Origin of the sequence: Thioalkalivibrio sp. ALE25 (assembly GCF_000377285.1) — a bacterium.
In the GTDB taxonomy this organism is placed as follows: Bacteria; Pseudomonadota; Gammaproteobacteria; order Ectothiorhodospirales; family Ectothiorhodospiraceae; genus Thioalkalivibrio.
The window spans coordinates 171233-192234 of the sequence record NZ_KB897931.1; the positions used below are offsets into that span (position 1 = coordinate 171233).

General features: G+C 70.2%; 20 protein-coding genes. 7 read left to right on the top strand and 13 right to left on the bottom strand.

The annotated features are described in order from the left end of the window. The first annotated feature begins 30 nt into the window (after positions 1-30). Positions 31-249, top strand: coding sequence for a hypothetical protein (locus C996_RS14785; protein ID WP_081619670.1), 219 nt, complete (start codon positions 31-33; stop codon positions 247-249). A gap of 322 nt (positions 250-571) precedes the next feature. On the opposite strand, the gene C996_RS0107895 is transcribed toward C996_RS14785, so the two are convergent. Both C996_RS0107895 and C996_RS0107900 read right to left on the bottom strand, forming a co-directional pair. Next, complete coding sequence (locus tag C996_RS0107895; RefSeq protein WP_018866912.1) at positions 572-2170, bottom strand: hypothetical protein; 1599 nt, start codon at positions 2168-2170, stop codon at positions 572-574. Between the two features lie 13 nt (positions 2171-2183). Beyond that, entirely contained in the window at positions 2184-2768 is a 585-nt protein-coding gene (locus C996_RS0107900; protein WP_018866913.1) for a cytochrome b, read from the bottom strand. 130 nt (positions 2769-2898) lie between these two features. Here C996_RS0107900 and C996_RS0107905 point away from each other — a divergent pair, with 130 nt between their 5' ends. The 3 genes from C996_RS0107905 (at position 2899) to C996_RS0107915 (ending at position 8567) form a co-directional block, all read left to right on the top strand. Further along, on the top strand, positions 2899-3645 hold the full coding sequence (locus tag C996_RS0107905; RefSeq protein ID WP_018866914.1) for an HAD family hydrolase: 747 nt from the start codon (positions 2899-2901) through the stop codon (positions 3643-3645). A 192-nt stretch (positions 3646-3837) separates the two neighbouring features. Then, on the top strand, positions 3838-5118 hold the full coding sequence (locus C996_RS0107910; RefSeq protein WP_018866915.1) for a metallophosphoesterase: 1281 nt from the start codon (positions 3838-3840) through the stop codon (positions 5116-5118). After that, entirely contained in the window at positions 5115-8567 is a 3453-nt protein-coding gene (locus tag C996_RS0107915) for an AAA family ATPase (RefSeq protein ID WP_018866916.1), read from the top strand. Before C996_RS0107910 ends, C996_RS0107915 begins: the two co-directional genes overlap by 4 nt. A 15-nt stretch (positions 8568-8582) precedes the next feature. Here C996_RS0107915 and kdsB read toward each other — a convergent pair whose 3' ends face one another. The 10 genes from kdsB to cysM are packed head-to-tail and all read right to left on the bottom strand — an operon-like array spanning position 8583 to position 17629. Continuing rightward, positions 8583-9350, bottom strand: a complete 768-nt coding sequence (gene kdsB / locus C996_RS0107920) for a 3-deoxy-manno-octulosonate cytidylyltransferase (protein WP_018866917.1) — start codon at positions 9348-9350, stop codon at positions 8583-8585. 8 nt (positions 9351-9358) lie between these two features. After that, a complete protein-coding gene (locus C996_RS0107925; RefSeq protein ID WP_018866918.1) occupies positions 9359-9553 on the bottom strand; it encodes a Trm112 family protein in 195 nt (64 codons plus the stop codon). A gap of 3 nt (positions 9554-9556) precedes the next feature. Continuing rightward, positions 9557-10579: a tetraacyldisaccharide 4'-kinase gene (lpxK, locus tag C996_RS0107930; protein ID WP_018866919.1), complete on the bottom strand. Its 1023-nt coding sequence runs from the start codon at positions 10577-10579 to the stop codon at positions 9557-9559. A gap of 2 nt (positions 10580-10581) precedes the next feature. After that, positions 10582-11715, bottom strand: coding sequence for a glycosyltransferase N-terminal domain-containing protein (locus tag C996_RS0107935; RefSeq protein WP_018866920.1), 1134 nt, complete (start codon positions 11713-11715; stop codon positions 10582-10584). Next, positions 11705-13486 (bottom strand): lipid A export permease/ATP-binding protein MsbA, encoded by a 1782-nt coding sequence (gene msbA / locus C996_RS0107940; protein WP_018866921.1) that lies wholly within the window; start codon positions 13484-13486, stop codon positions 11705-11707. The genes C996_RS0107935 and msbA overlap by 11 nt, the downstream gene beginning before the upstream one ends. Continuing rightward, positions 13476-13904, bottom strand: coding sequence for a biopolymer transporter ExbD (locus C996_RS0107945; RefSeq protein WP_018866922.1), 429 nt, complete (start codon positions 13902-13904; stop codon positions 13476-13478). The genes msbA and C996_RS0107945 overlap by 11 nt, the downstream gene beginning before the upstream one ends. After that, on the bottom strand, positions 13901-14539 hold the full coding sequence (locus C996_RS0107950; protein WP_018866923.1) for a MotA/TolQ/ExbB proton channel family protein: 639 nt from the start codon (positions 14537-14539) through the stop codon (positions 13901-13903). Before C996_RS0107950 ends, C996_RS0107945 begins: the two co-directional genes overlap by 4 nt. Positions 14540-14574: 35 nt before the next feature. Beyond that, complete coding sequence (rlmD, locus tag C996_RS0107955) at positions 14575-15915, bottom strand: 23S rRNA (uracil(1939)-C(5))-methyltransferase RlmD (protein ID WP_018866924.1); 1341 nt, start codon at positions 15913-15915, stop codon at positions 14575-14577. After that, positions 15915-16721, bottom strand: coding sequence for a 3'-5' exonuclease (locus C996_RS0107960; RefSeq protein ID WP_018866925.1), 807 nt, complete (start codon positions 16719-16721; stop codon positions 15915-15917). Before C996_RS0107960 ends, rlmD begins: the two co-directional genes overlap by 1 nt. Beyond that, a complete protein-coding gene (gene cysM, locus C996_RS0107965) occupies positions 16718-17629 on the bottom strand; it encodes a cysteine synthase CysM (RefSeq protein ID WP_018866926.1) in 912 nt (303 codons plus the stop codon). The genes C996_RS0107960 and cysM overlap by 4 nt, the downstream gene beginning before the upstream one ends. Before the next feature lie 219 nt (positions 17630-17848). On the opposite strand from cysM, the gene C996_RS0107970 reads away from it, so the two are divergent. Then, complete coding sequence (locus C996_RS0107970) at positions 17849-18556, top strand: MarC family protein (RefSeq protein ID WP_018866927.1); 708 nt, start codon at positions 17849-17851, stop codon at positions 18554-18556. Between the two features lie 13 nt (positions 18557-18569). Here the strand turns inward: C996_RS0107970 and C996_RS0107975 are convergent, their stop codons facing one another. Next, the gene (locus tag C996_RS0107975) at positions 18570-19340 is read right to left on the bottom strand and encodes an HAD family hydrolase (protein WP_018866928.1); all 771 of its coding nucleotides are present in this window, start codon (positions 19338-19340) and stop codon (positions 18570-18572) included. Between the two features lie 168 nt (positions 19341-19508). Between C996_RS0107975 and dksA the strand changes: the two genes are divergently transcribed. Then, the gene (gene dksA, locus C996_RS0107980) at positions 19509-19961 is read left to right on the top strand and encodes an RNA polymerase-binding protein DksA (RefSeq protein ID WP_018866929.1); all 453 of its coding nucleotides are present in this window, start codon (positions 19509-19511) and stop codon (positions 19959-19961) included. A gap of 13 nt (positions 19962-19974) precedes the next feature. Then, positions 19975-20922, top strand: a complete 948-nt coding sequence (gene gluQRS / locus C996_RS0107985; RefSeq protein WP_018866930.1) for a tRNA glutamyl-Q(34) synthetase GluQRS — start codon at positions 19975-19977, stop codon at positions 20920-20922. The last annotated feature ends 80 nt before the right edge of the window (positions 20923-21002 follow it).

Here is a 21002-nt window from a genome sequence, read left to right on the forward strand (position 1 = left end):
CAGCCGTCCCGACGGTCGTGCCAGTGAAGGATGGCAAGGTCTTCGCACATCTTGGGCACGCTCGGCCTTCGGCCGTTGCTTGCCGCGCCCGCGCAGCGGGCGCCAGGGGCTTTCGGACGGCGTTGCCTATGGTTAGGCATAAAGGTGGGGATTTGTTCGGATTTGACCTTCGCTTCCCGTATAGAGCCCCTTGCGGAAGGGTTCTCGGGCCGGCCCGTTTTCTATAAATTCGGGGCGCTGGGTGTCTGAGCGAAGCGCAGCATAGCGAGTTCAGCGCCGCCGGCCCGAGGACCCTGGAGCAAGGTTCCCGGGCGAAATCCGGGTGCCCTTCTTTGGGTGCTTTCTTGGGCAAGCAAGAAAGCCAGTTGTTGATCAAAAACGGGCGGGGCGCGCTGGCGAGTCAGCGCACGGCAGTATGTGGACCGAAGGCACGTAAACACCGGAGGACGAACCAGGACCAGCCACAGAAGGGCATGCGGCTGAACGAAGTCCCCGGATACACCCGATGCCGAACCAGGGTCTTGATGGGGCCGGGCAACCGAGGTGCTCGGCCGACGGCGGACAAGCCGCGTCACCCGTCCACTTCGGATGACGCGCCGAACGCCTCGCGCAGCCAACCTCGCAGGGCATCAAACCCGTCTTCGGCAGACTCGGACGGCGGCTGCATCCCCGACACAAAGCCGCGCGCGCGGAACGGCTCCAGCAACTCTGGATCGCCCGAGATCACATGCACCGGCACCGCCCAACTGGCGTCCTGCCCGGTGATCAACGCCGCCGGCTGGTGGTCCCCCAGCAGGAAAAACAGCGTGTCCTCGTCCGCATAGCGGGCCGCATAGTCCCCGGTCACCTCCAGCGAATAGCGCACCGACTCCGCGTAGAAATCGCGCACCCGGTCGAAGTCGCGCCAGAGCACCTCCGGCTCCGGCCCCCTCCCCGCCCACTCGTGGAACCGTTCACCATCCCCGATGCCCTCCCAGTCCTCCAGGACCGGCAGGATGGGGGTCCACGGCGCATGCGAACTGACCAGCGCGAGCATCGCGAACACCGGTGCATCGGAAGGCGACCGAACCTGCTGTTCGAAGAACGACCAGGTGTACTGGTCCGGCATGGTCACCCAGAAGAACGGCGGGCCGGCGTAGTCAAAGCCATGCTTGTCCACGATCCGATCCCAGCCGAACCAGCGTCCCTCGGGCCAGTCGAGCTGGATGGCCGGGGACAACATCGCCGTGTGATGGCCAGTCGCCACGAAGTCCTGCACCAGGGTGTCCCGCGGCGCGTCCTGCAGCGCCTCGTAATGCCCGGCGTAGCGCACCTGCAGGCCGGAGAGCAGGGAGGCATGGGCCAGCCAGGACTGGCCGCCGGCGATCGGCGCCTCCAGTACGCCGCTCACCACGTGCAGGTCCGCGGCCTCCAGGTCCTCTTCCAGCCGGTCGAGCGCGGGCACGATGACCGGCGCGTAGCGCGCGTCGAAAACGGCGGAGACGCCATAGGACTCCACCAGCCCGAGGATCACGTCGACCCCCGCGAGCCCCGGAAGGGCTGCCGCAGCGGCCTCTTCGCGGGTCGCCTCCAGACGGGCACGAAAGCGCTGGTTCTCGGCAAGGGCCGACCGCCCCGCCGCGACCTGCTGCTGGATCATCGCCATACCCGGCGCAGCCGTTCCCGGGGGTGCTGCTCCGCGCTCGGCTGCCAGCACGCCCCCCAGACCGACGCCAAACGCCCCGATGGCGATGGCCAGCGGAACACGACGACCGCCCCCCGCAGGCGCCGCGAGGGCACCGAGCCCCCGCCCGGCTCCCCAGATGACCGCCACCAGCAGGGTCACCAGTAAAATCCCCAGCAGCCCGGTCGCCAGCGCGCCCAAGTTGCCGGTCACCAGGCGGTAGACGGCGTCCAGCAGCACCCAGTCCTGCACCACGTTCAACGGTCGGGACAGGCTCGCGCGGGTCAGGGCATCGAACAACGCCAGCACCACCAGGATCAGGAGCACCGAAGCAACGAGCCAGGCCAGCCCCCGCGCAAGCCGGCCCGCCGGCAACAGTGCGAACAGGCCGACCAGCACGAAGGCCTCCCAGGCCAGCCCGTACGGCGCGAGCCCCGCATGACGCGGAATCTCCAGCCCCAGAAGGACCGCGTTCAGCGCCACCAGCGTCAGCAGCCACCGCGTCATCGGTATGCCGGGATCAGGATCGGCCTCGCCCGAAGGTCATGCGCTGCATCACCCCGTCGCGGCGAATGCGCCAGTGGTAGAACGCGGCAACCACATGTCCCGCCACCAGGATCAGGGTCACCCGGCCCAGGGCCTGATGCCAGGCGAACAGCGTCTCCGACAACGCCTCGTTCTCCGGGAACAGGCCCGGCAGGATCAGCGGCCCCAGTTGCACTGGGTAGCCACCGGCCGCGGTCGCCCACCACCCGATCACCGGCATCAGGATCAGCAAGACGTACAACAGCCCGTGCACGGCCTCGGAACCCATCCGCTGCCAGCGAGCCAGCGCGACCGCATACTCCGGCTTGCCGCGCCGCAGGCGCAGTCCGATCCGCACCAGCATCAAGACCAGAATCAGCACCCCGAAACTCTTGTGCCAGGTATAGAGCGTGTTGGTCGCCGCCTCGCCAAAGCGCGCCTGCAGACCCTCGAAGCCGAACCAGCCAATGGTCCCGCCCAGCCCCAGCGCCCCCAGCACCAGCACGGCCACCAGCCAGTGCAACACCCGCTGCGCGAGGCTGTAGCGCGGCCAGACGGCCGCATCCCCTTGCTGTCGCATCCCGAACCACCTCCTCGAGTCGGCTTTGCTGTCCGAAGGAAACACCCTATCAGTCCGCCACGCCCGAAGTATCCCCAACGACATCGGCCATATAACCGCTGCGTGCGGTGCCCGCGCTACCCTTGCGTGGATGAACCGTTCCCCCATCAGCGGACCGTCCCGGTCACATCCACTCGACCCGACCCGCATCCGCTGCCTGACGTTCGACCTCGACGACACCCTGTGGCCGGTGATGCCGGTCATCCACCACGCCGAGGCGCGCTTCTACGCCTGGCTGCGGGAACAGGCCCCCGCGGTCTGCGAACGCTTTGATCCAGACGCCCTGATCCAGTCCCGCACGGCCTTCATGCGCGCGGCCCCCGACCACGAGCGCCACGACCTGACCCGCCTGCGCAAGCGCTGGCTGCGCGAACTGGCCGAGACCTGTGGCTGCTGCCCGGAGCGTCTGTCGGGTGAAGGCTTCCAGGTGTTCTGGGAGGCGCGCAACGAGGTCACGCCCTACCCCGAGGCCGCGGGCGTGCTGACTACCCTGGCCCGCCACTTCCGTCTGGGCGCAATCAGCAACGGCAATGCCGACGTATTCCGCACCCCCCTCGGGCGGCACTTCGACTTCGCCATCGCCGCAGGCGAAGCGGGTGCGGCGAAGCCCGACCCGCGCATCTTCCACCAGGCCCGCGAGCAGGCCGGAGTCGAACCCGACGCCATCCTGCACGTTGGCGACGACAGCACCGCGGATGTCCTCGGTGCCCTGCAGGCCGGCTTTCGCGCCGCCTGGTTCAACCCGGCGTCCCTGCCCTGGGAGCACGGCCAGCCGCGCCCCTGCCTGACCCTCGGGCGTCTCGGCCAGCTGCCCCGCCAACTCGGCATCCCCACCTGACCCTGCACCGCCTTCCGTAGGAGGCCAGCCCCCTGGCCGATTCGGTGTTCATCAGCTCCCCATCGGCCAGGGGGCTGGCCTCCTACAGGGGGGGAGACCCATGGGATGCGGGCCCATCCAGCGATCCGGGATTGGCTTTGCCCCGCGATTCTTCCAAACTGCCGCCATGATCCCGACTGCCTCCCTGCGCCCATGAAGCTCCTGTGCGTGGGCGATATCCACCTGGGCCGCCAGCCCTCGCGCATCCCGCCCGCGGTCGATGACGCGGTCGGCATTGCGGCGCTCGGCCCCGCGGCGGCCTGGCGGCGCAGCGTCGACTACGCCTTGGAACAGCCGGTCGACGCCGTCCTGCTGGCCGGCGACGTGGTGGAACAGGAGGACGACTTCTTCGAGGCCTACCGCGACCTGCGCGAAGGCGTTCAGCGCCTGACCGCTGCCGGCATCCGCGTACTCGGGGTCGCCGGCAACCATGATGTCCAGGTGCTCCCGCGCCTCGCGCAGGCCCTGCCGGCGTTCGAGCTGCTGGGCGCCGGTGGTCAGTGGGAGACCCGCGAGCTTCAGGGCCGCGAGGGCGGCCGCGCGCGTATCGCGGGCTGGTCATTCCCGCAGGCCCGCGTCAGCGAAAGCCCACTGGAGTCCGGCTTTCCCGAGCCCGTCGACTGCCCCACCCTCGGTCTGCTGCACTGCGATCGTGACCAGATGCGCAGCCCGCATGCACCGGTGCGCAGCAGCGCGCTGGAGGCGGCCCCGGCGGAGGCCTGGCTGCTCGGCCATATTCACCGCCCCGACGCCCTCGCCGCGCCACGCCCGATGGGCTACCTCGGCTCCCTGACCGGCATGGACCCGGGCGAGCCCGGGCGCCACGGCCCCTGGCAGCTGGAACTGGCCGCGAACGGCACGCTCTCCATCCAGCAGGTCCCGCTGGCACCGCTGTACTGGGACACCCTGGAGATCCCGGTCGACGGCCTGGACGTCGCCGCGGACATCCATCACCGCGTAACCGAGGCCCTGGAACGCCTGCACACCGAAATCGAGCAATGGCCGCAGCGGCCACGGGCGGTCGGCTGCCGGCTGCGATTCACCGGCCGCAGCGACCAGCGCGCGGCACTGGAGCGTGTCTTGCATGCGGACGATCCGCGCGTCACGGTGCAGACCCTGGGCGATCGCCTGTACTTCGTCCACGACTGGCGCCTGGAGGCCCAGCCGGCCGTGGATCTCGAGGCGCTGGCCGCGGGGAATGACCCGGCCGCCCTGCTCGCGCGCAAGCTTCTGCTGCTGCAGGGGGCGGACAGCGAGGCGCGCCGCGCCCTGCTGGACGCCGCGCGCGAGCCCCTCGCCGAGGTAACCCGCGCCCCGCACTACCGCGCGCTGGGGCGCGAGGCCCCGGATGACACCGCGCTCGCGGCGACCCTGGAGGCCGCGGCCCTGCACGCACTGGACCGCCTGCTGCTGCAGCGCGAGGGCGACCAGTGAAGCTGGAATCCCTGGACATCCACCGCCTCCCCGGCATCCATCCGGGCTTCCGGCTGGAGGCCCTGGGACCGGGCGTGAACGTCGTGGTCGGCCCCAACGCCTCGGGCAAGTCCAGCCTGCTGCGCGGCCTGCGCGCCGCCCTCTATCCACAGGAACAGCGCAACAGGGGCGTGCAGGTCGCGGCCCGTTTCAACGACGCACAGGGCCGGCTCGAGGCGCAGCGCGTCGGCACCGACCTGTACTGGCTGCGTGACGGGCAGCGCAACGACCCGCCGCCGCTGCCGGATCATCGTTTCATCGACTGCTACACCCTGCACATCGAGGACCTGCTGGCCGCGGACCACGCGACCGAACGGGCGATCGGCGACTGGCTGGCGCGCGAACTGGCCGGCGGCTACGACCTCCCCGCCCTGCGCGCGGACCCCGCCCTGGCCCTGAAGACCACTCATGCCCGCAACGAAGCACAGGCCCTGGCCACCGCCGAGCAGGAGCTGCGCCAGCGCACGCGCGAACAGCGCGCCCTGCAGGAGGACGAACAACGTCTCGCCGAACTGGAGGCGCAGCGCCAGGACGCACAGCGGGCCAGCGACGCGGCCGCCCAGTACGAACGCGCCCTGGAGCTGCTGGAGGCCCGCCGCGAACGCCAGTCCCTGGAGACCCGGCTGGCGGCCTTCCCGGAGGGCCTGGCCCGGCTGCGCGGCGACGAACTGGACAGCCTGGAACAGCTGCGCAAGACGCTGCGCCGCCTCGACCACGAGCGCCAGCAGGCCCAGGCCCGGCTCGATGCGGCCCGCGACCAGCTGGATACCAGTGGACTGTCCGAAAGCCCCCTGGAAGCCGCCGCGTTCGACGACCCGCGCGCCCGCGTACGCGAACTGCAGGGACTGGAGAGCCGCGCCGACCAGGCCGCACGCGAGCTGCAGTCCGCCCGTTCGGCCGTCGCCTCGGCAGCTGACGCTCTGGGCGCCGACCCGGCTGCCGTCCCGACGCTGGACCCGACCGCGGTCCACACGACGGAACAGGCCCTCGAAACCCAGCGCCAGCTGCAGGCCGCGATCCGCCGCCGCGAGGACGAACTGGCCGGCCTGCCCGCGGCCGACCCCGACCGGCCCGACCCGGAGGCGCTGCGCCGCGCACGGGACGAACTGCTGCACTGGCTCGGCGCCCCGCGCCCGCCGGCGAACTCCGTCCTGCACCGAGCGGCGCGGATCACGGCCCTGGCCGCAGCTGCGGCGGCCATCGGGAGTGCGGCCCTGTGGGTCCACTGGGGCTTCCTCGTCCTGGCGCTCCCCGTGGCCTGGTCGGGCTGGATACTGGCACGACCGAACCACGACGCCGTCCCGCGCCAGGCGGCCGAGGCGCGTTACCGCGATACCGGCATCGAGCCACCCTCGGCCTGGACGCCGGAGGCGGTGCGTGAACGCCTGGAGGCCGTGGAACGGGAACTGCGCGCAGCCGAGGCCGACCGCCACGCGGCCGAACGCCGCACCCGGCTGGAGCGTGAACTGGAGGAGAAGCACGACGCGCTGGCAGCTGCTCGGGAACAACTGCGCCAGACGGCCGCGGCGGTCGGCTTCGACCCCGAGTGTCTGGATGCCTCGTTGCAGCGCTGGATCCACCTGAGCGCGGAACTGGACCGCGCCCGTCGCGACGAGGCCACGGCCCGGGGCGAGCAGGAGCAACTGACGGCCCGTATGGACGAACTGCGCACGGCCCTGGTGCGGTTCCTGGACGCGTACGCGGCCGCCCCGGAGGACGCGCAGCCCACGGCCGACGCCCTGGCGCAGCGTCTGGAACGGCTGGCCCGCCGCCTGCAGGATCGGGACGAGGCACGCCGCGAACAGCACGAGGCGCAGCGCGAGCTCGAGCGCCTGGAAGTCGAGGCCGACACCACGCGCGCACGCGTCACCGAACTGTACGCCCGGGCCGGGCTGGAAGAGGATGACGAAGCGGGACTGCGCGAACACCTGCGGCTGCGGCCGGAATGGCAGCGCCTGCAGGATGAGCTGCGCGACGTCCGCGCCCGCGAAGGCGATCGCAGCCGTCACCTTGAGGCACAACCGGACCTGGTGGCGCTGGTCGATCAGGACGCCGAGGCGGCGCTGCGCGAAGCGCTGGCCGAATGCGAACACCAGGCGCAGCAGCGCGACGAGCTCACCCGCGAAATCACCCGCATCGAGACCGAGATCGACCGCGCCGGACGGGATCGCGCACTGGAGACCGCGCGCGCCCGGTGGGCCCAGGCCCGCGACGCCCTGGACACGCGTCTGGACGAGGCCCTGTTCGCCACCGCGGGCCAGTTTCTGCTGGACCAGGTCACCATCGAGCACGAAGAGACCGCGCAGCCCGCTGCCCTGCGCCGGGCACGTGACTGGTTTCAGCGTTTTACGCGCCATCAATACGAGCTGCTGTTCAGCCCCGGCGAGACGGCCACGCCATTTGGCGCGCGCGAGACCGCCAGTGGCGACACCCGCGGCCTGTCGGAACTCTCCAGCGGCACGCGCATGCAGCTCGTGCTGGCCGTGCGCATCGCCTTCGCGCTGGAGGCCGAACGCGGGCGCACGCCCCTGCCACTGTTCCTGGACGAGGCCCTGGGCACCGCCGACCCCGAGCGCTTCCGCGCGGTCGCCGAAAGCCTCCAGCTACTGGCACAGGAGGATGATCGGCAGGTCTTCTATCTTACGGCCCAGCCCGAGGATGCGCGCTACTGGTCCGCCCGGGACGCCACGGTGCGGATCATCGACCTGCCGGCCGTGCGCGGCGCCCAGCACGCCATCACCGATGCCGGTGACCTGGCCCTGCCCGAACGCCTGGCGATCCCGAGCCCGGGCGACGCCCGCCCCGAGGACTACGCCACCACGCTCGGCGTGCCCGCGATCGACCCGTGGCAGGATGCGGCGCGGATCCACCCGTTCCATCTGCTGCGCGACGACCTTGACGCCCTGCACCGGCTGCTCACCCTGGGGGTGGACAGCATCGGCACGCTGGAGACCGTCCTGCGCGGGCCCGATGCCGAACTCCTGGGGGACCCGGCGCGGCGCGAGCAGCTTGCGGCCCGGGTCGAGGGCGCGCGCGCCTGGCTACGCGCCTGGCGCCAGGGCCGCGGGCGCCCCGTGGACCGTGCCGCGCTGGAGGTCTCCGGCCTGATCAGCGATACCTTTATCGAAGCGGTCAGTGAACTGGCCGCGCAGGTGGACGGAGACGCCGAGGCCCTGGTCCGGGAACTGGAGCAGGGCGCGGTCAAGCGCTTCCAGAGCGCGACGCGCGAGCGCCTGGAGGCATGGCTCGGCGAGCACGGCTACATCGACCCGGAACCGACCAACAGTGACACCACCCTCGAGCACCGGGTGATCGCCACACTGCAACCCTTCAGCCCCTCCCCGGACGCCGCGACCCGCGACGGCCAGGCCCTGGCGCGCAGCATGCAGGCGGGCCTGCGCTCGAACTGAGTCCGCGGGCGGGGATCAGGCGCGGGCGCGCCCGGACAGGAAGGCGTCGACGCGGTCCAGGTCTTCCGGGGTATCGACGCCGGGCGGATGGGCCTCGGCACGGCGGCCGACCTGGATCCACGCGCCCATGTCGAGGGCACGCAGTTGCTCCAGCTGCTCCAGTTGTTCCAGCGGGGCCGGCGGCTCGGCGCTCATACGCCGCAGGAACCCGGCGCGGTAGGCGTACAGCCCCAGATGGCGGGTGGCCTGCTCTACTGCCGGTACCTGCCCGGCGCGGTGGGCCTCGCGATCCCAGGGGATCGGGGCACGGGAGAAGTACAGCGCCCGGCCTCTGCGGTCGGTCACCAACTTGACCTGGTTGGGGTCCGCCAGGTCCTGTGCGCAGCGGATGGGCACGCCGAGGGTGGCCATGTCCGCCTGCGGGGTCTGCGCCAGCAGGGCCGCCAGGTCATCCAGCAATGGTCCAGGTGTCAGCGGCTCATCGCCCTGCAGGTTGACCACGATGGACTCGTCCCCCCAACCCTCGGCGGCCGCGACCGCGGCGATGCGGTCGGTGCCCGAGGGCAGCGCGGGATCGGTCAGGAAGGCCTCGGCCCCGCACTGGCGCGCGACCGCGAGGATGCGGTCGTCATCCCCGGCCACGATCACGCGGCCCGCGGCACTCTCCTGCGCCCGGCTGATCACATGCGCGATCAGCGGGCGCCCGGCGACCGCCGCCAGCGGCTTGTCCGGCAGCCGGCTGGAGGCCATGCGGGCCGGGATCACCACGACGAAGCCCGTCATGCGGCGACTCAGGCCTCGCGCCAGCGTTCCTTCTCGTCCTCGGAGAGCACGCGGGCCTCGTCCTCCAGCATGACCGGGATGTCGTCGCGGATCGGATAGGCGAGCCCGGCGGAGACCGAGATCAGCTCCTGGTTCTCGCGGTCATATTTCAGCGGACCCTTGGTGACCGGGCAGACCAGAATATCGAGCAGACGCTTGTCCATGCATTACCCCAGGTGTTTGAGCCGACTGACGGTCTCCAGACGCGCGAGCAGCGCCGGCTCGAAAGTGGTTGGCAACCGGGCCGCGATCGGCCAGTACCAGTGATTGTCCTGCGCAAACGACCGGCATTTTACGGCATCCTTCTCGGTCATCAGAACCGGCAGTTCGTCGTCGAAGCGGATCTGGTGCGGCAGGAAGCGATGATGGTCGGGAAACGGATGTCGAATGATACCGATCTTCGCCGCCTCCAGGGTACGGAAGAAGCGCTCCGGATCGGCAATACCGGCGATCGCGTGGGCATCGCGCCGGGCAAACCGGTGGGGCTTGCGTGACTCGTCGGCCCCATCCACCCGCAGCAGCCGGCTGGCCGGGACCAGTTCCATCGGAATCTCGCCGGGGCCGGCTTCGCCCCCGGTCACGATCACGAAATCCGCCCGCTCGCGCGCCCGCCTGGGCTCGCGCAGCGGCCCCGCCGGCAGGCACAGCCCGTTACCGAAGCGGCGCTTGCCGTCGACCATCAGGATGGTGATGTCGCGCGGCAGGCGGTGATGCTGCATGCCGTCATCGGCGATGACCACGTCCACCCCCTGCTCGGTCAGGGCCCGCGCCCCGCGGACCCGGTCGCGGTCCACCTGCACCGGCACCCCGGTGCGCCGCGCGATCAGCAGGGGTTCATCCCCCACCACCACCGGATCGGAATCGGGGGTCACCGCAATCCCGGCGACGTCCCCGCGCCCGCCGTAGCCACGGCTGACAATACCCGGCCGATACCCGGCGGCACGCAGACGCTTGGCCAGCCAGACGGTCATCGGCGTCTTGCCGCTGCCACCCAGCGTGAGATTCCCCACCACGATCACCGCCTTGGCCGGGATGGTGATGTCGCGCCGCAATTGTTCCTGGCGCTGACGGTTCCACTCGGCCAGCCCGGCATACACCAGCGACAGCGGAAACATCGCCGCCGCAAACGGCCCGCGCTGGCTCCACTGATCCCACAGCCGGGCACCAAGCCATGCCTGCAGCGAGCCCATGGCTACCAGTCCCAGACCTGCTGCAGTACGGCGTCGAAATTTGCATCCACCTGGCGTCGCTCCTCCCAGAAGCGCCGGCGGGCCGCGTCACCCTGCTGGCGCCGCGCGGCCGGGTCGTCCCGCAGTGCCTGCCAGGCCGCCAGCACCGCGGCCGGCTCGCCCAGCACCGGGCAGGGCACCTCCGCGGCCGGCGCCTCGCCCAGGCTCACGGCCGCCCCGCCAGCCAGGCCCTGCCACAGGGCCTGGCGATCCGGCGCGGCCAGATGTACTGCATGGGCGGCACTGGCCGCGGCCGCGAACCAGCGCCGATCATCCAGGTGCAGGATGGTCCCCGGCGGCAACGCCGACCGGTCCCAGCCCGAGACCACCTGATCGGCACCCGGCAACGGGGCGGCGTCCGTCTCCCCGCGCAGGCTGGCCAGCAGGATGTCGGTCTGACCCCAGCCGGAGGCCTCCCAGGCCGCCCGCCAGGCCGGCCACTGCGCCGGCGTGCCATGCCACCACCACAGGCGTTCCACCCCGCCCCCAACCAGCGAGCGCAGCACCACATCGGCCTGCGCCTCGACGAACCGGGCCTGGGGGTCGGCCGGGTCCAGCGCCCGAACGCGGGCGGCCGGCCAGCCATCGGCGGCGACAGGATCGACGGGCCAGTGGCAGGCCACCGGGGACATGGCCCCGGTAGCCGGCGCGGTGTTCACCGCGATCACCGGCGCTTCGGTCTCCTGCAACAGATGGACCGGCGCCCGGCCACCGGCCAGCAGGATGCCGTGGGGCTGAAAGCGCCGCAGCACCCGGCGCACCACCCGCGGCCTGTCGCAGGGGCCGTAGCCCACCCCGACCTTGCGAAACGGCTGCATGTGGCGCTCGAAGAGCTCCGGGTAATCCTGCTCGAATGTCAGGACGATGCGCACGTCCTGGCGCTTGTCGCGCACCGCACCCAGCAGCTCGATCCCCAGGCGCACGTCCTCGGGGCTGCCGCCGGCCTTGATCCAGATCAGCCGACCGCGATCCACGGGCGGGGTGAGGAAACCCCGCCGGGCGCGTGCCCGGCTGCCATCGCCGCGGCGGTAATCCCGCCAGGTCGCGCGCCAGACCGGGAGCGGACGATCCCCGTAGCCCCCGGCATCAGCCCCCATCCCCCGCCTCCTCGCGGAACTGCAGGCGGTGCAGGTGGGTGTAGACCCCGCCTCGGGCGATCAGCTCCTCGTGCCGCCCGCTCTCCACGATGCGGCCGTTGTCCATCACCAGGATGCGGTCGGCGCCCTCGACCGTGGAAAGGCGGTGGGCGATGACCAGCGTGGTGCGCGTGCTCACCAGCGCATCCAGCGCGGCCTGCACCTGGCGCTCGGATTCGTTGTCCAGGGCGGAGGTGGCCTCGTCCAGGATCAGGATCGGGGCGTCCCGCAGCAGGGCGCGGGCGATCGCCAGACGCTGGCGCTGCCCCCCGGAGAGACGGGTACCGTTTTCCCCCACCAGGGTTTGCATCCCGTCGGGCAGGCGCTCGATGAATTCCAGTGCATGCGCGGCGCGCGCCGCCTCGCGGATCTCCGCCTCGGTCGCCTCGGGGCGCCCATAGGCGATATTGGCGGCGACGGTGTCCGCGAACAGGGTGACGTTCTGGCCGACATAGGCAATCTGCCGACGCAGGTCGCGCAGGCGGATGGTCTCGAGGTCGTGGCCGTCCAGCAGGATGCGCCCCTCGGTCGGGTGATAGAAACGCGGCAGCAGATTGACCAGCGTGGTCTTGCCGCTGCCCGAGCGCCCGACCAGGGCCACGTTCTCGCCTGGCTCCACCGCGAAGGAGATGGCCTTCAGCACATCCGGGCCGTCCGCGCTGTAGCGAAACGCCACGTCCTCGAATGCCAGCTGACCCTCGGCGCGGTCCAGCGGCACGTGGCCGGTGTCGCGCTCCGGCGTCTCGTCCAGCACCGCGAAGATGTTCTGCCCGGCCGCGATACCCCGCTGCAGGGTCGCGTTGATCATCGACAGCCGGCGGATCGGGCTCAACAGCAGCAGCATCGCGGTCAGGAAGGAGACGAACGTGCCGGCCGTGACCGTGTCGTCGCCGAAATCCGAGGTCGCGACCCAGATCACGAAGGCCAGCACTGCCGCGACCAGGAACTGGATGGTCGGGGTATAGGCGGCCTTGATGCCCTCCATGCGCATATGCAGCCGGCGGTTGCGCTCGTTGATGTCCTCGAAGCGCCCGCGCTCGTAGGTCTCGCCGCCAAAGATGCGCACCACCCGGTGGCCCTCGATCACCTCCTGGGTCACGTGGGTCACGTCGCCCATGTTGTACTGCAGGCGGTGCGAGATGCGGCGAAAGTGCTTGGTGACGACGCGCACCAGCACGGCCAGCACCGGGGCGATGATCAGGATGGTCAGGGTCAGGGTCGGCGTCAGCCAGAACATCCAGGCCAGCAGCGCGATGATCGTCAGGGTGTCGCGCACCAGGGTACTGAAGCCGTCGGTCGCGGCCGTCGCCACCTGCTCCACGTTGTAGGTCACGCGCGAGATCAGCTCGCCGCTGCTCTGCTCCTGAAAGCGCTGCACCGGCATGTGCAGCAGCCGCTCGAACAGCTCCTCGCGCAGGCGCTTGACCACCTGCCGCCCGACATAGCGCATCGCATAGACCGACCCGAATTCGGCCACACCGCGGACCAGAAACAGGCCGATCAGGGCCAGCGGAATCCACGCCACCAGGGGATGGCCCTCGCCCTCGGCGAAGGACTCGTCCATCAGCGGCTTCATCAGCGCGGCGAAGCCCGCCTCGGTCGCCGCCATGCCCAGCATCGCGACCGTGGCAATCGCCAGCAATGGCCAGTAGACGAAGGCATAGCTCAGCAGGCGACGGTAGACCGTCCAGCCGGAATCGAAGTGCTGCGCATGCTGCTCGTCAGTCGTCATCGGCAGCCTCGCCCAGCGTGGCGATCGACACGGACGTAATGCCCAGGCGGCCCACCACGTCCAGGGCTCGCACGACCGACTGATGGCTGGCGTTGGCGTCCGCGCGGATCAGCACCGGGTCATCCTCGCGACCCTCGCGCGTCTCGGACAGCACACGCTCCAGGGTCTCGGCGCGGCGATTGATCAGCTCCTGGCCGTTGATGAAGTAGTTGCCGTTGGCATCCACCACGATGTCGATCCAGGCGCGCTCCACCGCTTCGGCCTCGCGGTCGGCCGAGGGCAGGGTCAGCTCGATGTCCGCGTGCTGGTCAAAGGTCGTGGAGACCATGAAGAAGATCAGCAGCAGGAAGACGACGTCGATCAGCGGCGTCAGATTGACGCCCGGCTCCTCCTGTCGTCGCGGGGTACGGAAATTCACGCCGTGGCCTCGCCCTCGGCCGTGCCGGCCGCGCGCTCGCCGTGGATCACCTCGACCAGCTTGGTGGCCTCCTGCTCCATCTCCAGCACCAGCTCGTCGATATGCCCGCGGAAGTAGCGGTGGAAGGCCAGTGCCGGGATCGCCACGCCGATACCGGCGGCGGTGGTGATCAGGGCCTGGGAGATCCCCCCAGCCAGATCGCGCGGGCTGCCCACGCCGATCTCGGTGATTACGGTGAACACCTCGATCATCCCGACCACGGTGCCGAGCAGACCCAGAAGCGGCGTGATCATCGCGATGGTGCCGAGCGTGTTCATGTAGCGCTCGAGCTCATGCGCAACGCGCCGGCCGGCCTCCTCGATGCTCTCCTGCGTGATCTGTCGGGCCCGGTCATGGGTCGCAAGCCCCGCCGCCAGGATCGCGCCCAGGGGCGAGCCGGCCCGGAGGCGCTGGATGTCGTCGAGCTTGAGCCCCTGGGTGCGCATCTGCTCCCACACCGAGGTCAGCAGGCGCGGCGGGACCACGCGCGAGCGACGCAGCGTCCACAGCCGCTCCAGCACGATGGCGACGGCCAGTACGGAACACAGCAGGATCGGCAGCATCAGCCACCCGCCCGCTTGTACGATCTCCAGCATTCGGTCTCTCCCTCTTGGCTCGTCGGGCCGGCGCGTCAGTCGCGCCGGAACACGGCCATGGATTCCACATGGGCGGTATGCGGGAACATGTCCATGATCCCGGCCCGCTCCAGGCGATAGCCATGATGATGTACCAGGCGCTCGGCGTCACGGGCGAGCGTGGCCGGGTTGCAGGACACATACACCATGCGCTCGATCCGCTGCGGCGCCAGGGCCTCGATTACCGCAGCCGCGCCGGTACGCGGCGGGTCCAGCAGTACGCGTTCAAAGCGTTCGGCCAGCCATGCGGCGTTCTTCAGGGCCTCGACGTCATCCAGATCGGCGCGTTCGTAGCGGGTGTTGGCGATGCCCTGGTCGCGGGCATTGGCGCGCGCCCGTGCCAGCATCGCGTCGTCCACCTCGACGCCAACTACTTCGCCGACCACCTCGCCGTTCGTCACGCTGCGCGCCAGCGGCAGGGTGAAGTTGCCCAGCCCGCAGAACAGATCCAGCACCCGCTGGCCCGGCTGCAGGTCCAGCGCGGCCAGCGCCTGCGGGACCATCTTGCGGTTGATGCCGGCATGCACCTGGATGAAGTCCGTGGGCATGAACGGGACCGACACGCCGTAGTCCGGGTGGCGATAGACCAGTGGCTCGATCGGCCCGGCCAGCGGTTCCACCGTCTCCGGGCCGCCGGGCTGCAGATACACCTGAATGCCCTCGCCCTCCGCCCAGGCGGACAGGCGCGCGCTGTCCGCCTCCGACAGCAGATCGAGGTTGCGGAAGATCAGCGCCACGCGCTCGTCGTCATCCACCGCCACCTCGATCTGCGGCAGGCGGTCGCGCGCCTCGAGGCCACCGATCAGCTCGCGCAGGGCCAGGATGCGCTGCCCCACGGCCGGGTGCAGCACCTCGCAATGGGTCATCTCGGCCAGATACGGGCTGCCGCGCTCGCGAAAGCCAACCAGCACCCCGCCCTTCTTCGGCACGTACTTCGCCCCCAGCCGCGCGGTGCGGCGGTAGCCGAGGGTGGTGTCGGTCAGCGGCTCGAAACGGGCCTCGGGGGTCACGTGGCCGATGCGCTCCAGGGCATCGAACAGGGCCTGCTCCTTGATCGCACGCTGGGTCTCGATCGATGCATGCTGCAGCTTGCAGCCGCCGCACAGGCCGAAAAACTCGCAGGGCGGTTCGACCCGACCCGGGGCCGGATCCAGCACCTCGACCACCTCGGCGGAATCGAAACGGCGCTTGCGCCCGGTCTGCTGGGCCATCACGCGCTCGCCCTTCAGCGCCCCGTGGATGAAGCAGGCCTTGCCCTCGCGGCGGATCACGCCCTGGCCATCCAGCGTGACCTCCTCGATGGTGGCCTCGAAGGGGGTCTTGTCAATGCGTGCCATCAGTCCGCGCGTCCGGCCGGCTGCCAGGCGTCGAGGAATTCGCAGTGGTGTGCGGCACCGCTGGCCTCCAGATACTCGGCCAGCTGCTGCTGCCGGCTGGCCAGGGCCGCGTCGGTCAGATTGCCGCGCATGTACTCGAAGCGCAGCCAGACCAGATAGGTGTTCAGCACGTCGTGCTCCACGTAGTCGTGGATCTCGCGGGCGCGGCCGTCGCGCCAGGCCGGCCAGACCTGGGAGCCGTCCATGCCCAGCTTGCCGGGGAAGCCGAGCAGGCTCGCCATCATGTCGAGGCTGGTGACCGCGCGGCCCTGGAAGCCGGCCAGCACGTCCATCAGGTCCACATGGCGCCAGTGGAAGCGCGACAGGTAGTTGTTGTAGCGAAACTCGCGGTCGTCGTCGCCCTGCTCCCAGTAGCGTGGGGCCTGCACGCCATTGACCAGCGCGCGGTAGTGCAGCACCGGCAGGTCGAAGCCGCCGCCGTTCCAGCTGACCAGCTGCGGCGTGCGCTTGTCGATCACGTCGAAGAACTGGCGCAGCAGCTCGGCCTCGGTCGGCGCCTGGCCGTCATCGCCCTCGCGCCCGAAGGCAGAGAGCTTCAGCGCATCGCCACCCTGGTAGAGCACGCCGATGGAGACGATGCGGTGCAGCGGGTGCTTCAGGAACTCCGTGCCGGCCTGCGCCCGGCGCAGGGCGAACAGCGCCTCGGCCACCTCGTGATCGCTCAGGCCCTCGAAGTCGTGCAGGCGCCGGGCGCCGTCGATGTCGGGGACGGTCTCGAGATCGAAGATCAGGATCGGGGCACTCATGACGGAAACACGCCGGTGGAGATGTAGCGGTCGCCGCGGTCACAGATGATCGCGACGAAGGTGCCGCCCTCGGTCGCGGCTGCAAGCTTCAGGGCCGCGGCCACGGAACCGCCGGAGGAGACCCCGGCGAAGATGCCCTCCTCGGCGGCCAGCCGGCGCATGGTGTCCTCGGCCTCCTCCTGGGTCACATCCACCGTCTGGTCGACCCGCGAGGCCTCGAAGATGGTGGGCAGGTACGCCTCCGGCCAGCGCCGGATGCCGGGGATCGACGATCCCTCAGTGGGCTGCACACCGACGATCTGCACACTGGGATCGCGCTCCTTCAGATAGCGCGACACGCCCATGATGGTGCCGGTGGTCCCCATCGCCGAGACGAAGTGGGTCACCGTGCCCTCGGTGTCGCGCCAGATCTCCGGCCCGGTCCCGATGTAGTGGGCTTCGGGGTTGTCCGGGTTGCCGAACTGGTTCAGTACCCGACCCTTGCCCTCGGCCTCCATGCGGTCGGCCAGATCGCGCGCGCCCTCCATGCTCTCCTCGCGCGAGACCAGCACCAGCTCGGCGCCAAAGGCCTTCATCGACGCGCGGCGCTCGGCGGACATGTTGTCCGGCATCACCAGGATCATGCGATAGCCCTTCATCGCCGCGACCATCGCCAGCGCGATGCCGGTATTGCCGCTGGTCGCCTCGATCAGGGTATCGCCGGGCTGGATGTCGCCGCGGCGCTCGGCCGCCTGGATCATGTTCAGCGCGGGCCGGTCCTTGACCGAACCGGCGGGATTGTTGCCCTCGAGCTTCACCAGCACGGTGGACGGCAGATCCGCCGCCATGCGCTGCAGGCGCACCAGCGGCGTGTTGCCGACAAAGTGCTCGAGGGTCGGGAAGGATTCAGGGTGCAGGCGTTTCTTCATGCGCGCAGAGTATAACGACCGGGCCCCGTTCCTGCCCACGCACGCGACGGTCCGGCGTCGGGGCTTCCCATGGAGATTGCTTCGTCGCGCTGCTCCTCGCAATGACGCGAAGGGGGCACCGCCATCGCGCGGCGCGCAGCGCCGTGGCGATCGGTGTGACCGGGCCACCTGCGCAAGCCCATCTCGCAACCTCCCGGGTTCCGGCCTAAGCTCGAACACATGCTTGTGTTACTCGAATACCTGGTCGTCACCTTCCTGGCGGTGTTCGTGATCGTGAACCCGCTGACCACGGCGTTCATCTTCATGGCGATGCTGCCGCGCGCATCGGAGGAGAAGCGCCGGGCGATCGCGCTGCGCTCGGTCAAGGTCGCCACCTCCCTGCTGTTCGCCTTCGCCCTGCTGGGCGGGGTGATCTTCCAGCTGTTCGGGATCACCCTGGCGGCGTTTCGTATCGCTGGCGGGATCATCCTGTTCGGTATCGCGATCGGCATGATCCGGCAGAAGGGGGCGACCGAGAAGGAGACCGCCGAAGAGGTGAAGGCCGACAAGGGGCACGTGACCGAGGACATCTCGGTGATCCCGCTGGCGATCCCGTTCATGAGCGGCCCAGGCGCGATCGCCACGGTGATGATCCTGACCAGCGAGGCCCCGACGGTCTACCACACGGGGCTCGTGTTCCTCGGCGTGCTGGCCTGCATGGTCGCCTGCTACTACGCGATGGTCTACTCGCGTTATATCGTCCAGTACCTGGGCGATACCGGGAAGGACATCCTGACCAAGGTCTTCGGCCTGATCCTCGCGGTGCTGGCCGTGCAGTTCGTGATCAACGGCATCAGCGACGCCGCGATCGGCTTCATGCTGGATACGCAGATGCTGGACGAGACCGAGATCGAGGACCCGCGCATCCCGCCGCGCGACCACGACTGACCTGCCTCCCCCGCTACGACTGGGCGCTGGCGAGCCAGGCCCGCAGCGTGGCCACGTCCACCGCCGGGCCCGACAGCGCAGGACCGGCCAGAACCCTCGCCGGTGCGTCCGGCTCGCCGAACCCGTCCAGCACCGCCAGCGCGCCATCGAAGTCCTGTTCCCGGGTGTAGTCGTTGGTGGTGACCACCACCTCCAGCCCGGCGGCGCGCGCGGACCGGACGCCGTTGTCGGAATCCTCCAGGGCCAGACAGGCGCTGGCGGGCAGGTTCATCGCCTCCAGCGCATGGGTGAAGATATCCGGCGCGGGTTTCTTGGCCGGCACCACGTCCCCGGCGGAGATCACCTCGAAGCGGTACGGCCCCGCGCTCCCCAGCGTGGCCTCCAGCAACGCGGTCACGTTCTCGGGGGTGGTGGTGGTCGCAATGGCCAGACGCAATCCTTCGGCCTCCGCCTCGTCCAGCAGGCGGCGAACGCCCGGGCGCAACGGGATCGCGCCGGACTCCAGCATGGCCACGTAGTGACGCGTCTTGGCCGCATGCAGCTCGCGGATGCGGGCATCGATCCCCGGCTCTTCGAGGGCCTCGGGATGATCTTCCGACAGGTACTGACGAATGCGTTCCTTGCCGCCGGTGACCCGCAGCAGTTCGCCGTAGCGCGCCACACTCCAGTCCCAGTCCAGGCCCGCCTCCGCGAACGCCTTGTTGAACGCCACCCGATGCCCGTCCCGCTCGGTGTCCGCCAGCGTGCCGTCGACGTCAAAGATCAGTGCCTGCAATTCCGCCATCGTGATTCCCGGTCCCTTCCCGTATCTCGCTGAAAATAGTGCCCCGCCGCTCGCAGCCCATGCAGGTCCGGAGGCGACCGGGCGCAAACCGTCATGGCACGGGACTTGCCCGCCCCGTCCGACTCTGGTACTAAGTGCGCCTCATTTTTCCAGCCGGAGAAAGCCCGCATGGCTGCAGACGAAAAGACCGACAAGCCCTCCACCCAGCACATGGTCGCCGGGGGCATTGCGCCCTACGAGCCGAAGCCGGACGAAGAGTACATGAATCCGGATCAGCTGGACCATTTCCGCAGCCTGCTGCGGGCATGGCGCCAGGAACTGGCGGAGGAAGTCGATCGCACCGTGGGGCACATGCGCCAGGACGCGGCCAACTTCGCCGATCCGGCCGACCGCGCCACCCAGGAAGAAGAGTTCGGCCTGGAACTGCGGGCCCGCGACCGCGAGCGCAAGCTGTCGAAGAAGATCGACGAGGCCCTGCGCAAGATCGAAACCCACGACTACGGCTACTGCGAGACCTGCGGCGTGGAGATCGGCATTCGTCGCCTGGAGGCCCGCCCGACGGCCACCATGTGCATCGACTGCAAGCAGCTCGACGAGATCAAGGAAAAGCAGCGCGCCTGATCCCGGCCGGGCCGTGACCCCCACGCCCGAACCGCAGTCCCCGGTCGACGGCTACGTCGGCCGGTTTGCCCCGACCCCTTCCGGCCCGCTGCACGCGGGCTCCCTGCTGGCCGCCGTCATCTCCTGGCTGGACGCCCGGAGTGCCAATGGCGAGTGGCACCTGCGTATCGACGACATCGACGCCCCCCGGGTTCGCCCGGGGGCGGCCGATGCCATTCTGCGCACCCTCGAGGCCTTCGACCTGGGCTGGGACGGACCGATTGTCTGGCAAGGCCAGCGCGGCCCCGCCTACCAGCGGGCCCTGGATACCCTGATGGACACCGACCGGGCCTTCCCCTGCGGGTGCACCCGCAAGGACCTGGCTACCCACGGCCGCCCTGGCTGGGAAGGCCCCGTCTATCCGGGCACCTGCCGCCACGGCCTGCCGCCCGGTCGCGAGCCCCGCGCCCTTCGCGCCCGCGCCAGCCGACGCCACTGGACCATCAAGGACCGTTTTCTCGGTGCGGTCGCCTTCGACCTGGAGGCCCTGGGCAGTGACTTCATCATCCGCCGCGCGGACGGCATCGTGGCCTACCAGCTCGCCACCGTGGTCGATGACCTCGACCTGGGCGTCACCCATGTGGTCCGCGGGATCGACCTGCTGGGCTCTACACCGCGCCAGATGCAGCTTTACCGGGCGCTGGGACACCCCCCGCCGGCCTATGCCCACCATCCGGTGCTGGTCGCGCCCGGCGGCGACAAACTCGCCAAGGCCACGGGTGCCACGGGGATTCGAGCGGATGCGGCGCGGCGCCACCTCGCCGACACCCTGGGGCAGATCGGACTCGCGCCTTCCGACCGGCAGGCCCCGGACGCGCCCGGTGCCCAGCTGGCGGAGGCCCTGGAACAGCTACGGCGCCGGCCGCTCGCGGCATACCTGCCGCTGCACGCCGCGCTGCCCGGAGCCACCGCCGCGGTGTAGACTCGCCGCATGCTGTCCCGCCGCGCGCCAATCCGGAAGGCCCCGCAGGAACCCGTGCCCCGCAGCGGCCCGGCACGGGG